Source organism: Nannocystis exedens, assembly GCF_002343915.1.
Classification (GTDB): domain Bacteria; phylum Myxococcota_A; class Polyangia; order Nannocystales; family Nannocystaceae; genus Nannocystis; species Nannocystis exedens.
In genome coordinates, this window is sequence record NZ_NETK01000001.1 from 3239828 (window position 1) to 3251837 (window position 12010).

Annotated in this window: 13 protein-coding genes; 10 read left to right on the forward strand and 3 right to left on the reverse strand. The window is 70.4% G+C overall.

Annotated features, from left to right (window positions below):
- The first annotated feature begins 41 nt into the window (after positions 1-41).
- The 7 genes from NAEX_RS12655 (at position 42) to hisB (ending at position 6203) form a co-directional block, all read left to right on the forward strand.
- On the forward strand, positions 42-614 hold the full coding sequence (locus NAEX_RS12655; protein WP_096327763.1) for a biopolymer transporter ExbD: 573 nt from the start codon (positions 42-44) through the stop codon (positions 612-614).
- Positions 614-1147 (forward strand): ExbD/TolR family protein, encoded by a 534-nt coding sequence (locus NAEX_RS12660; RefSeq protein ID WP_096327764.1) that lies wholly within the window; start codon positions 614-616, stop codon positions 1145-1147. The genes NAEX_RS12655 and NAEX_RS12660 overlap by 1 nt, the downstream gene beginning before the upstream one ends.
- Positions 1148-1394: 247 nt before the next feature.
- Positions 1395-2732, forward strand: coding sequence for an AgmX/PglI C-terminal domain-containing protein (locus tag NAEX_RS12665; protein WP_143141066.1), 1338 nt, complete (start codon positions 1395-1397; stop codon positions 2730-2732).
- Positions 2654-3379, forward strand: a complete 726-nt coding sequence (locus tag NAEX_RS47765; RefSeq protein WP_143141067.1) for a hypothetical protein — start codon at positions 2654-2656, stop codon at positions 3377-3379. Before NAEX_RS12665 ends, NAEX_RS47765 begins: the two co-directional genes overlap by 79 nt.
- Before the next feature lie 170 nt (positions 3380-3549).
- Entirely contained in the window at positions 3550-4956 is a 1407-nt protein-coding gene (locus NAEX_RS12675) for a TonB-dependent receptor (RefSeq protein WP_143141068.1), read from the forward strand.
- 19 nt (positions 4957-4975) lie between these two features.
- On the forward strand, positions 4976-5590 hold the full coding sequence (locus NAEX_RS12680) for a polysaccharide biosynthesis/export family protein (protein ID WP_096327768.1): 615 nt from the start codon (positions 4976-4978) through the stop codon (positions 5588-5590).
- Positions 5591-5600: 10 nt separating this feature from the next.
- Positions 5601-6203, forward strand: a complete 603-nt coding sequence (hisB, locus tag NAEX_RS12685; protein ID WP_096327769.1) for an imidazoleglycerol-phosphate dehydratase HisB — start codon at positions 5601-5603, stop codon at positions 6201-6203.
- Between the two features lie 17 nt (positions 6204-6220).
- Here the strand turns inward: hisB and NAEX_RS12690 are convergent, their stop codons facing one another.
- The gene (locus NAEX_RS12690; RefSeq protein ID WP_096327770.1) at positions 6221-6754 is read right to left on the reverse strand and encodes a hypothetical protein; all 534 of its coding nucleotides are present in this window, start codon (positions 6752-6754) and stop codon (positions 6221-6223) included.
- Between the two features lie 62 nt (positions 6755-6816).
- Between NAEX_RS12690 and NAEX_RS12695 the strand changes: the two genes are divergently transcribed.
- Together NAEX_RS12695 and NAEX_RS12700 are read left to right on the forward strand one after the other, a co-directional pair.
- Positions 6817-8442, forward strand: coding sequence for an acyl-CoA carboxylase subunit beta (locus NAEX_RS12695; protein ID WP_096327771.1), 1626 nt, complete (start codon positions 6817-6819; stop codon positions 8440-8442).
- A gap of 496 nt (positions 8443-8938) precedes the next feature.
- Positions 8939-9349 carry a tetratricopeptide repeat protein gene (locus NAEX_RS12700; protein WP_096327772.1) on the forward strand — a complete coding sequence of 137 codons (411 nt, stop codon included), beginning with the start codon at positions 8939-8941 and terminating at the stop codon, positions 9347-9349.
- A gap of 51 nt (positions 9350-9400) precedes the next feature.
- Here the strand turns inward: NAEX_RS12700 and NAEX_RS12705 are convergent, their stop codons facing one another.
- Positions 9401-10012, reverse strand: coding sequence for a hypothetical protein (locus NAEX_RS12705; protein WP_096327773.1), 612 nt, complete (start codon positions 10010-10012; stop codon positions 9401-9403).
- A 226-nt stretch (positions 10013-10238) separates the two neighbouring features.
- The gene (locus NAEX_RS12710; RefSeq protein WP_096327774.1) at positions 10239-10649 is read right to left on the reverse strand and encodes a DUF488 domain-containing protein; all 411 of its coding nucleotides are present in this window, start codon (positions 10647-10649) and stop codon (positions 10239-10241) included.
- 86 nt (positions 10650-10735) lie between these two features.
- Here NAEX_RS12710 and NAEX_RS12715 point away from each other — a divergent pair, with 86 nt between their 5' ends.
- Positions 10736-11890, forward strand: coding sequence for a hypothetical protein (locus NAEX_RS12715; protein WP_143141070.1), 1155 nt, complete (start codon positions 10736-10738; stop codon positions 11888-11890).
- The last annotated feature ends 120 nt before the right edge of the window (positions 11891-12010 follow it).

Below are 12010 nucleotides of genomic sequence, written 5' to 3' on the forward strand. Positions count from 1 at the left end.
CACGACCAATCTCCACCCGAGCGAAAGAAAGGAGGTGAGCGATGGCACGTAAACAGTTCCAGGAAGAAGAAATCGAGGCGAACCTGTTGCCGGTCATGAACGTCATGTTCCTGATGATCCCGGCGCTGCTGATGGCGATGGAATTCGCCCAGATGGCCTCGATCAACGTCTCGCCGCCGAAGTTCGCGGCAGCTGCCCAGCAGAAGGACGAGCAGGAGAAGAAGGACGAGAAGCCGCTCAACCTCAAGGTCTTCGTCATGGAGGACGGCTTCCGCGTCAGCGCGGATGGTCAGCAGGAGGGCGCCGAGGCCGGCAAGTCGCAAGACTCGAAGGCCCCGACGATCGGTCTCGCCAAGCAGGGCGCGCCGCTCACCGACTATGAGCGCTACGACTACGCCCAGCTCGAGGCCAAGGCGAAGGGCTACAAGCAGCTGTTCCCGAACGAGCAGGTCGTCACGATCAGCGCCGAGGCCAACATCCCGATGCAGACCATCATCATGACGATGGACGCGCTGGCGGGGCGGCAGTGCAAGATCGCCAAGGCCCTCAAGGGCGAGAAGATCCCCGACGAGTGCCTGTTCTGGCAGCCGATCGTGGAAGGGGGTGCGAGCTGATGACCCCCGAGCAAGAGGCATTCCTCGCCAAGAAGAAGGAGAAGGCCGCAGCTCGCCGGAACAAGCCGGAAGAGAAGGCCAACCTCGGCATCACCTCGCTGATGGACATCGTGTCCATTCTCGTGGTGTACCTGCTGAAGAGCTACGCGTCCGACCCGATCGTCATCAACCCGACCGCGGGCCAGAAGATCCCGATGTCCACGGCCGACGCGCCGATCCAGGACGGCATCCCGATCTTCGTCACCACCCGCGGCATCACGTTCGACAGCAAGAAGATCGTGACGATGACGCCCGACGGCGACATCGACCCGTCGCAGGTGCAGAACCACCTGATCGGGCCGCTGTACGACCAGCTCGCCGAGGAGGTCGACAAGGCCAAGCAGCTGGCCGAGCGACAGAACAAGCCGTGGACCGGCCGCGTGATCCTGGTCGGCGACCAGGACCTCAAGTTCAGCGTCCTCGTCGACGTCATGTACACGACGGGCCGCGCCGAGTTCTCCGAGTACTCGTTCTGCGTGATCCGGAAGGGCTGATCGAGCTCGAGCCTGGACGAGGGCCGGCACTCCTGCGGGAGGCGCCGGCCCTTCGTTTTTGCTCGCGAACGGGCCATATCGCCGCTTGGCCGCCGCCTGCGGAATCCGTCATCGCGGCGCGTGAAGTCGCAGCGACGTCGCGCGCGTCGGCGGTCGAGCGGCCTTGTCCCCAGGTCCGATCGCGGGAGGGCTCAGGAAAATTGGCGCGAGCACCACAAATCAACTACATCCGCTAGACTTTCCACGCGTGGTTGCCCGGTCCAAGGTTTTGCGGATCGCCTCGATCGTCGACGGCCTGGTCTGCGACGAGCTGCATCAGAGCGCAGCCGAGGCGGTGACCGCCGGCACCGACGTCGACAATCAGCTGCTCTGCTTCGGCGCCGCCGTGCCGAAGCGCCACGTCCTGTTCATCGTGCAGGAGGGCCGCTACGTGCTCGACCTGCCGCCGCGCGTGGGCGGCCAGCTCGTCATGCGCGGCCGCTCGGTCAACCTCGGCCAGCTGTGGCGCAAGCGCCTGCGCGAGGACCCGCGGGCGCGCAGCGTGCGGGTGGTGCTCGACCCGAGCGCGCGCGGCAAGCTCGACATCGGCGAGACCACGCTGCTGTTTCAGTTCGCGGCGCCGCAGCCCGTCCCGCCGAAGCCGCCGTTCCCGGTCGAGTTCAAGGCGCGTCCGTCCAACATGTGGACGCGCTCCGACATGGCCACGCTGATGGCCGCGTTCATGTTGTTCGGGCCTTACTTCATCTGGGCCTCGAACAAGCACATCGACTACGCGATCGAGCCGGAGATCGACGAGCGCTTCTTGCGGGTGATGAACCTCGAGAAGCCGAAGAAGAAGGAGCCCGAGGAGGAGAAGAAGGACGACGAGGAGGAGGTGCTCGCCAAGGAGGACGAGAAGCTGACGCCGAAGGAGGAGGTGAAGGTGATCGACAAGCCCGTGATCACCCAGAAGACCTACTCCAAGGAGGCGATGGACAAGGCGCGCGGCGTCGGCATCGCGCGGGTCCTCGGCACCTACGGCGGCGACGGCCCGGGCACCGTGTTCGACGTCATCCAGAGCACCGAGAACAACCTCGGCGAGCTGTTCGCCGCCGGCATGACCGCCACCGTCCTGCCCGACGGCACGGTCGTCAGCCCGTTCGTCCCCGGCGGCGAGGGCATCAGCGCGCAGGGGGCGATCGTCGCCACCAAGGGCTTCGAGGCCCAGGGCCCGGAGCTCGCCGAGCTCGAGAAGAAGGAGCGGAAGATCAACTCCTCGGTGAAGAGCTCCGGCGCCGATGTCTACGGCGACGCCGACAAAAAGGCCGTGCAAGCCACGATCCGCCAGCGCACCGGCGCGCTACAGGCTTGTTATAACAAGGCGTTGCAGACCAATCCTGGCCTGGCTGGCAAGATCTCCTACACGATCACCATCAGTGTCATGGGCACCGTCACCGACGTCCGGATCAACGACGACACCCTCCAGGATGGTGGTGTACAGACGTGCACTGTCGCCAAGATCAAGGGGTGGCGATTCCCCACCACACCAGGGGCCGAGCAGGCTTCGGACGTGACCTTCTCCGTGGTATTTTCTGGAGGGTCATGAGCACGTTTTCCAAGCGCGTCGTCCTTGTCTGGGGGTCCGCCACGTTGCTCGCGGCGAGCCCCGTCGGAGCTGCCCCTTCGGCCAGCCCCGCTCCTGCGCCCGCGTCGCCCGACGCGGGCGCTGCTGCATCGACCCCAGCCGCCGCCGACCCGTTCGCCGCCGACGCCGCCGCGCCGAATCCCGCGGCAGCCGCGGCCGCACCGTCGCCGATCACCTCGGCCGCAGTCGGCAGCGCGCGCGGCAGCATCGAACGCGGCATGACCGAACTCGGCACGCTCCTCACCCGCGCCCGGCAAAGCGGCGACATGGGCCGCACCGCGTGCGTCCAGGACAAGCACGACCGCGCCGAGCTCGTGCTCGAGGTGGCGACCGGCGAGCTCTTGGTCCTGCAAGATTCCGCGGCCGATGGGCAGAGCCGCGCCTTCGCCGGCGAGAAGCTGGGCGAGGCCGCCGAGCGCATCTCCGGCCTCGTCGGCCAGGCCCGAGCGTGTCAGGGCGATCAGGAGCAGAAGCGCAGCGACGCCCAGAACACCGCCAATCAGCCGAAGACCGTCATCCCGAACGACCCGACGTCGTCGAGCCCCGGCATCCAGCGCTTGCCGCCGCGCATCGACCCGCGTCCGCCTGTCGCCAGCCCCGTGATTTGACCTCGCCCGCCCCGCGGTCTCCCGAGCGACTGGCCACACGCGCGTCGGTCTGTCTCGCCGAAAGGCCCGGCACAGCGGACAACCCACACGACGCTCGTGGTTCGGACTTGGCGCTCACAATTCTCGCCTCTGGGCTGAGATTCGCTAGGCTGTAGCCTCTCGCCTTCCCCTTGCGTCGACTTAACCAGCCAGCCCCCAGGTGGGCGCTCCACTGCCTCGTCGCCGTGGGGACGATCTGCACGGCCCTCTTCCTCCGGGTCGCGCATGCAGCGGGCTCGAACGCCACCGGCAACCTCATCGGCGGAGTGCCCCGCACCGAGGACGGCGCAGGCATCAAGCTCGGCCCGCGATCGACGTTCCACCCCGGCTTCGCGCTGATGGTCGGCGGCGACAGCAACGTGTTCTGGAACCGCAAGGGCGACCACGGCGGGGTCAGACCGGCGGCCGTCGTCATGCCGGTGGCCTGGCTCGGCATCGGCAACCGCGAGGTCCGCGACGGCGTGCTGCAGAGCGAGGTCGAGGCGCAGCAAGATCGCAAGATCGACTACAACATCCGGCTGACCGCGGGCTACCGCGCCTTCATGGCCCGCGCCGAGGAGATCCGGCGTCTCCCTCGCTTCAGCGTCGACCTCAACGCGCACTTCGTGATCGCCCCCGGCCGGCGCTTCAGCTTCAACCTCACCGAGTTCTTCTCGCGCTTCGCCGACCCGCGCAACTACGACGCCGGCGTCGGCTACAACTACAACCGCATCGACCATCGCCTCTCGCTCGGCTTCATCTACCGGCCCGGCGGCGGCCGCTTCAGCGTCGGCGCCAACTACCTCAACGAGGTCCTGTTCTTCGAGGCGCCCGACGTCTACAGCGGCGACCGCTACATCCACGGCGCCGCCGCCGAGGTCAAGTGGCGGGTCGCCCCGCGCTCCGCGATCCTCGTCAACTACTCGTTTGGCCACACCTATTACTTCAGCTGCAACGCCAACACCGATCCTGACTGCAACGAGGACAACAACGCCCACCGCGTCTACCTCGGCTTCCGCGGCCAGATCGCCAAGCGCTGGACCCTCGACGCCATGGCCGGCTACGGCGCCGGGCTCTACTACGACGACGAGAACGGCCCCAACTTCCGCGGCTTCATCGGCGGCGTGCGGGCGGCCTACTACCCGACCCTGCGCACCCAGTTCTTCGCCCAGATCGATCGCCAGTTCAGCGACTCGCTGTTCGGCAACTACTTCCACGACATCGCCGGCCGGATCGGCGGCCTACACACCTTCCGCTGGAAGATGTACGCCGAGCTCGGCTTCTCGGTCGTCGGCCGCCGCTACGCCGGCCTCCCGATCCCCGGCCGCGAGACCCGCATCGAGTCGTACGAGAACGCGCCCGGGTTCGTCCGCTCCGACACCCTGCTCGCCCTCAGCGCCAGAGTGGAACAGCCGTTCGGCCGCCTGTTCGTCGTCGGCGCCCGCTACGACATGATCGTCGACCGCACCGACTTCATCGCCCACTACCCCGGCGGTCTGACCGACTTCGGCGGCTTCGCCAAGCATGTTGCCATGGTCCTCGGCGCCGTGAGATTCTAGCCGTCCGCGGCGTCTGCTCATGTCCGCCCGTCCACGCAGCAGGCACTCCTGGCTCGGCCCCGGCCTCGCTCTCTCCCTGTCCTTCGGGACAGCTTGCGACCGCGGCAACGCCCGCGTCGAGGCGCCGGTGATCGCCCCGAGCGCCGGCCTGCGCCCCGGCGACGAGCTCGACATCCGCGTGTTCGACGAGGACCGCTTCAACGGCACCTACGCGGTCGCCGAGGACGGCACGATCGACTTCCCGATGGTCGGCGGCGTGGCCGTCACCGGCCTCACCAAGGACGAGGTCGCCCGCCAGCTCGAGGCCAAGCTCGCCGACGGCTACCTCAACCACCCGCACGTGGTCGTCCAGATCAAGGAGCGCGGCAACCGGGAGATCAGCATCCTCGGTCAGGTCAACGAGGCCGGCTCGCTCGGCTGGCGCGACGGCCTCACGCTCGTGCAGGCGGTCTCGCTGGCCGGCGGCCTCACCCCGTTCGCTGCGCCGGCGCGGGTCAAGCTGACGCGCCGCACCGGTCGCGGCGACGAGACCGTGACCTTCGAGATCTCCCTCACCGCGATCGTCGACGGCCGCGCCGAAGACCTGGTCTTGCGGCCAGGTGACATCGTGTTCGTGCCCGAGACCCGGATGTAAGCGAGGCCCCGTGAACCCAGTCCGCACCGCCCGCGTCGAGCGAGTCACCCGCGAGACCCAGATCACCGTCGATCTGACGCTGCCGTGCGACGCGCCCGCGCGCCATCACATCGACACGCCGGTGCCGTTCCTGTCGCACATGCTCGAGGCGCTCGCGCGGCACGGCGCCATGCAGCTCGAGGTCCGGGCCCGCGGCGACACGCACATCGACGACCACCACACCGTCGAGGACGTCGGCCTCGTGCTCGGCAGCGCGTTCGATCGGGCCCTCGGCGCGCGGATCGGCATCTTCCGCTACGGCCACTTCTCGCTGTGCATGGACGAGGTCCTGGTCGACGTCGCCCTCGACCTCGGCGGCCGTCCCTACCTCGTCTACGACCTGCCCGGCGTCGCCGGCAAGCGGATCGGCAGCTTCGACTGCGACCTCGTGCGGGAGTTCTACCAGGCCTTCGCCGTGCAGGCGCGGATGAACCTGCACATCCACCAGCGCGAGGGGGGCAACGCCCACCACCTGGTCGAGGCCAGCTTCAAGGGCCTCGCCCGCGCGCTGCGTCAGGCCTGCGCCGCGGACCCGTACGTCGGCGTGCCCTCGACCAAGGGCACGCTCGGCTGAGGCGATCTCGCCGCCCGTTAATTCTTGCTCATCTGCGTCTTCTTGCTCCGCGCCTCGCCCTTCTTCTCGAAGCCGGCGCTCAGGCAATCGCCGGGCGAGCCGGCCTTGGTACAGGCGTCGGCCAGCGCCGCCTTGCACGCCTCGTCGCTGCTGGTCGCCGAGGACGCCTCGCCCTCGAACAGCGGCGCGATCGCCACCAGCGTCAGCGTCGTCGAGTGCGTCGTCGGCCCGCCGCCGCCGGCCGACATCGACGACTTCGACACCGACCACTTCGTCTCGTCGCGGCAGGTCGGGCGCTCGGCCTCCGGCAGCTTGGCGCACACGTCCGTCCACGCCGCCTCGTCGGCCCTGGCCGGGTCCTCGCCGTTGCCCTTGCCGGTGAACTCGCCGGTCGACTTCTTCGCCACCTGGATGCTGCAGCGGTACTCGATCGTCGGGCCCTGAGGCTTGCTCGGGGCCGCCTCGTCGCCGCCGCCGCCGCCACAGCCCGCGAGGCAGGCCGCCAGCCACCGCGCAGCCGCCTTGGGGGTGCTCTTGCGCTCTTCTCGCATGCAGCGCGCATAGCACATCCGCGCGCGAGCCCGCCGCGATTCCTGCTATTTTCCGCCCCGCCATGTCCGACGCACCCAAGCGGCCGAGCACCCCCGACCCGCGCGCAGCCCTCGAACACCGCGAGCGGCTCGCCGACAGCTACGCCGGTCCCAACCTCGTGGCCGGCGGCGACAAGGACCTGGCGGTGGCCGAGAAGGGCGCCGCCGCGGCCGTCGAGCGCCTGCACAAGAGCGGCCGTCAGACCGCCCACGAGCGCATCGAGCTCCTGCTCGATCCCGGCAGCTTCGTCGAGCTCGACCGCTTCGTCACCCACCAGTGCCCCGACTTCGACATGCCGGGCAAGAAGGTCTACGGCGACGGCGTCGTCACCGGCCACGGCACCGTCGAGGGCCGCCCGGTGTTCGTGTTCGCCCAGCAGGCGCCCGTCTTCGGCGGCAGCCTCGGCTGGGCCCACGCCATGAAGATCTGCAAGGTCATGGACATGGCCACCACCGTCGGTGCGCCGGTCATCGGCCTCAACGACAGCGGCGGCGCGCGGATCCAGGAGGGCGTCGCCTCGCTCGCCGGTTACGCCGAGATCTTCAAGCGCAACGTCCTGGCCTCGGGCGTGGTCCCGCAGTTGTCGCTGATCCTCGGCCCGTGCGCCGGCGGGGCCGTCTACTCGCCCGCGCTCACCGACCTCGTGCTGATGGTCGAGCAGAGCTCGTACATGTTCATCACCGGGCCCGACGTCATCAAGACCGTCACCCACGAAGAGGTGACGAAGGAGGCGCTCGGCGGCGCCGCCACCCACAACGAGAAGAGCGGCGTGGCCCACTTCGCCTGCCCCAGCGAGGCCGCCGCCGCCGCGATGACGCGCGAGCTGCTCGGCTACCTGCCCTCCAACAACATGGAGGACCCGCCGCACCGCCCCACCGCCGACGACCCGAACCGCGCCACCCCCGAGCTGGCCGACTTCGTCCCCGTCGACGCCTCGCGCCCCTACGACATCCGCACGATCATCCGCGCCGTCGCCGACGACGGCAACTTCCTCGAGGTGCAGGAGCACTTCGCCCGCAACATGGTGATCGGCTTCTGCCGCATCGACGGCCGCAGCATCGGCGTCGTCGCCAACCAGCCGCTCGTCCTCGCCGGCTGCCTCGACATCAACGCCTCGGTGAAGGCCGCCCGGTTCGTCCGCATGTGCGACGCCTTCAACATCCCGCTGTGGACCCTCGTCGACGTCCCCGGCTTCCTCCCCGGCACCGACCAGGAGTTCAACGGCATCATCCGCCACGGCGCCAAGCTGCTCTACGCCTTCGTCGAGGCCACCGTCCCCAAGGTCACCCTCGTCACCCGCAAGGCCTACGGCGGCGCCTACGACGTCATGGCCAGCAAGCACATCCGCGCCGACGTGAACCTCGCCTACCCGACCGCCGAGATCGCCGTCATGGGCGCCGAGGGGGCCGTCAACATCATCTACCGCCGCGAGCTCGTCGAGGCCAAGAACCCCGCCGCCCAGCGCACCGAGCTCCTCAACAACTACCGCGACCTGTTCGCCAACCCCTACAAGGCCGCCGAGCTCGGCTTCATCGACCAGGTCATCCGCCCCGAGGACACCCGCCGCCACGTCTCCCGCGCCTTCGCCCTGCTGAAGAACAAGCGCCAGGAGAACCCGCGCCGCAAGCACGGCAACATCCCGCTGTGAGCGGCCGCGACTGATCTGCCCTGAAGGACAGGCCCTCGCCCGCGCGAAGCACGAGCCTCCCGCCCCCCCTGCGTCCCCACGATCGCCGCGATCGCGTGTCGGCAGGCCTGCCCCGAAGGACAGGCCCTCGCCCGCTCGAAGCAAGATCCAACCCGCGCACCCTGCGTCGCTCCGCCGTCCCCGCACCCCCCTGTGTCGCGCGTCGCCGACTCCTGCGGCCCGCACGATCGCCGCGGCCGCCTGTCGTCGCGCCGAACACCCGGCCGCGACGGAGAGCTCCTCCGAGCCAGCGCCCGGGCGAGCGCGCGGTGACTCACCCGCGAGGCTGACGCCGATCGCGCTGGCGCCAACCGGCCGGCGCCCGTCCACCTCGTGCCCCACGACGCCATGGCGAGCGCGTCCGGCGACGCGCCGAGCTCTTCCCACCGGCGGCCTCGCGGGCCTCCCAAGCGCCCTCGTGAACCCGCCCCGGCGCGAAATGTGTCAAGCTCTCCGCATGTCCCCGCCCCGCGCCATCCTCGCCCTCGCGCTCGTCAGCGCGTGCGCGCAGGCCGGCCCGAGCTCGCGGACCCTGCACTACATCGACAAGACCCTGGTCAGCACCCCGCCCGTCGACCACCGCGCGTACGCGGCCTACATGCAGGCCCAGCTGGCGCTCGACGCCGACCCGCCCGACCTGGGTCGCGCGCTGCAGCAGATCGACCTGGCGCTCCGCTACGACCGCGACGACCCGCACCTCTGGACGACGCGCGGGGAGATCGAGCTGCGCCTCGGCGACGTCGACGCCGCCCGCCGCAGCAGCGCCCGCGCCCTCGCGTTCGGCCCCGAGTACCCGCCCGCGCTCCAGCTCGCCGCCCAGCTCCAGCTCCCCGGCGGTCGCCAGGTCGCCGAGGCCCGCGCCCGCTGAAGTGGCCTGGCCCTCCGGACATGCCGACAAGGACATGTCTGCTTGCACATGTCACGAAGAGCATGTCTCTTCGCGCATCGCCTCCTCCGGCGCGCCGACGAAGATCCCCGCCGCGTGCAGATCGCTCACCACCTCGTCGGCTCCCCACGGCCCGGGCGCGCCGGACAGCGCCGCCTCGATGGCCGCCAGCTCCTCCTCGGTCGGCGTCGCCCGGCACGCGTCGAGCTCGCGGTCGCGCCACACCACCACCGCGCTCGCGCCCGCGGGCGACTCCTCCGCCCACGCCTCCTCGGCCAGCCAGCCGGCGACGTCCCACGCCCCGCGCAGCACCACCACCGACCGGGCCACCCGCAACGGCCCCTCCGAGCCGTCATTCTCCTTTAAAAATTCATCGGGCGCGCTCTCGGCCCGCCACGTCGCCCACTCGAGCGCCGCCAGCTCGCCAATCCACCGCGGCAGCTCCCCCTGCGCCGCCACGAACCCTCCGAACCCGGCCGCGTCCTCGTTGAGCTCGAAGCACCGCGCCGGTCGCTCGCGGAAGTACGCCTCGACCAGCCGGTCCCACCGCTCCTCGCCCGCGCGCGCCGTCACGGCTGCGCGCGAGCCCGCGTGAATCACGTCGATCGCGTCGCGCCGCAGCTTGTGACAGGTCTCGGCGTACATCACCGTCGCCGCCGTCGCCAGCGCATGGGGCGCGTGGACCCGGCTCTCGCGCAGCCTCCGCCGCGAGCGTCGCCCCGCCGAGCGACCTGCTCGCGCTCGCCACCTGTCCCTTCGAGCAGCCGCCACCCCCACCGAGCGATCCCGCATCACCTGTCTCTTTGAACAGCATCACTCGACGCTCCGTCGCGCCCGCTCTCCCGATCTCACTCACCCCGCCATCTCGACCTCACTCCGTCTCCGCGAGCAACAGCTCCCGCAGCATCGTGCGGTGGCAGCGGCGCTCGTCGACGCACGCGCTCGAGCACAGCAGCGTGATCGTCTCGCCGGCCGTTACCCGCTCGGCCAGCGCCCGCACCTGCGAGCGCGCCGGCTCCTTGCGCATCTCGCTGGAGAAGCGGCGGCGGAACATGCGATCGCTGATCGGCGGCTGCTCCTTGCCGTGGAACGCCGCCAGCAGCGCCGGGCTCGGGCTCACCTCCTTGATCCACTCGTCCCACGTCTCCTCCTCGCGCCGGACCCCGCGGGGCCGGTAGCGGCACACCAGAATCCGCGTCCCGTCGCCGCGCTGCGCGGGATCGTTCCACCGTCGCGTGAAGATCTCGCCGGTTCCCCGGCGCATGTCCGCGGCCGCCGTCATCGTTCGAGAAGCATGGCACGCGCGCTCACGAGCGCCATTCGAAGGCGCGCTTGCCGAGCGCCCGCGCGGCCGTCACGCTGCTTTCGATGCTCTCACGGTCGACCTCGCTCGCGCTGCTCGCCGTCCTCCTCGCCGCGCCCCGGCTCGCCCACGCCGCGCGCTGCGAGTTGACCGGCCCGCCGGTGCTCCTCGGCCGCGTCGCCGGCAGCGACGTCCTCGCCGGCGAGCTCGACGTCCGCCGCGGCGAAGCCATCGACGTCTACCTCGTCGCCCCCGGCCGCCTCGACGGCAAGCCCGTGCTGTTCGCCGACACCGGCGCCGCCCGGCACGTCTCGTGGTCCGCCGCCGGCTGTCCCGAAGTACAGGTCCGCTGGCGCCGCGTCGAGCCGCGCATGCAGCACGTCACCACCCCGGCCCCCAACGCCGCCGTCGCCCTCTACGCCAACGCCGTCGTGTTCGGCCCCACGCACGGCCGCTGGCTCGGCTACGACCGCCTCGAGTACTTCGAGACCGCCCTGCCCGCCGGCGACGACCGCTGGACCCTCACCGTGGGCGACGCCCGGCCCAGCGACCCCGCCCTCGCCGACGCGCGCCTGCCCGAGTACCGCGACCTCGGCACCATGCGCCTCGCCGCCACCGTCACCGGCCCCGACGCCGTCGCGCGCGCCACCCCCGACGTCGACGACGCCCCACGCGGGCAGATCGGCGACGACGTGTTCCGTTACAGCGTGCGCAGCGGCGAAGGCCTGTTCGGCTGGCTCACCTCCTACTTCAACGTCCCCTACGTGTTCGGCAGCGCTGGCGTCGGTGCGCGCAGCCAGGCCGAGCGCCGCGTCGGCACCGATTGTGCCGACCTCATCGTCGCCGGCCTGCGCCGCGCCGGCCGCGGGGACCTCGCCTATTCGAGCGTCGGCGGCCTGGTCCGCTCGCTGCAGCGTGTCACCGCCCCGCTCGCGGTCCACGCTCGCGGCGAGGCCCTCGACCCCGCCGTGTACGTCCCTCGCCCCGGCGACATCCTCGCCCTCGACTACCTCGGCAGCGCCGCCCTCCCGCGCCCGTGGGACCACATCGTCGTGCTCGCCGTCGACCGGGGCCCCGGCGGCGGCCCGGCCGACGGCCGCCTCGGCCCTGACGACCTCGTCGCCGACATCGGCGACGCGCAAGGCCTCAAGTTCGCCCCCCTCGGCGACCAGGGCGACGTCCGCGTCCTCGTCCTCCGCGCCCGCGACATCGACAGCTAGACCTCGAGGACATGCCCGAAATACATGGAATGCGAGCAGCCTGGCGTCATGACACCAGGGGCACGAGTGGCTGACCCGCGCATTCATAGAACATGTCTCCTCGGACAGCTGCTTATTGAA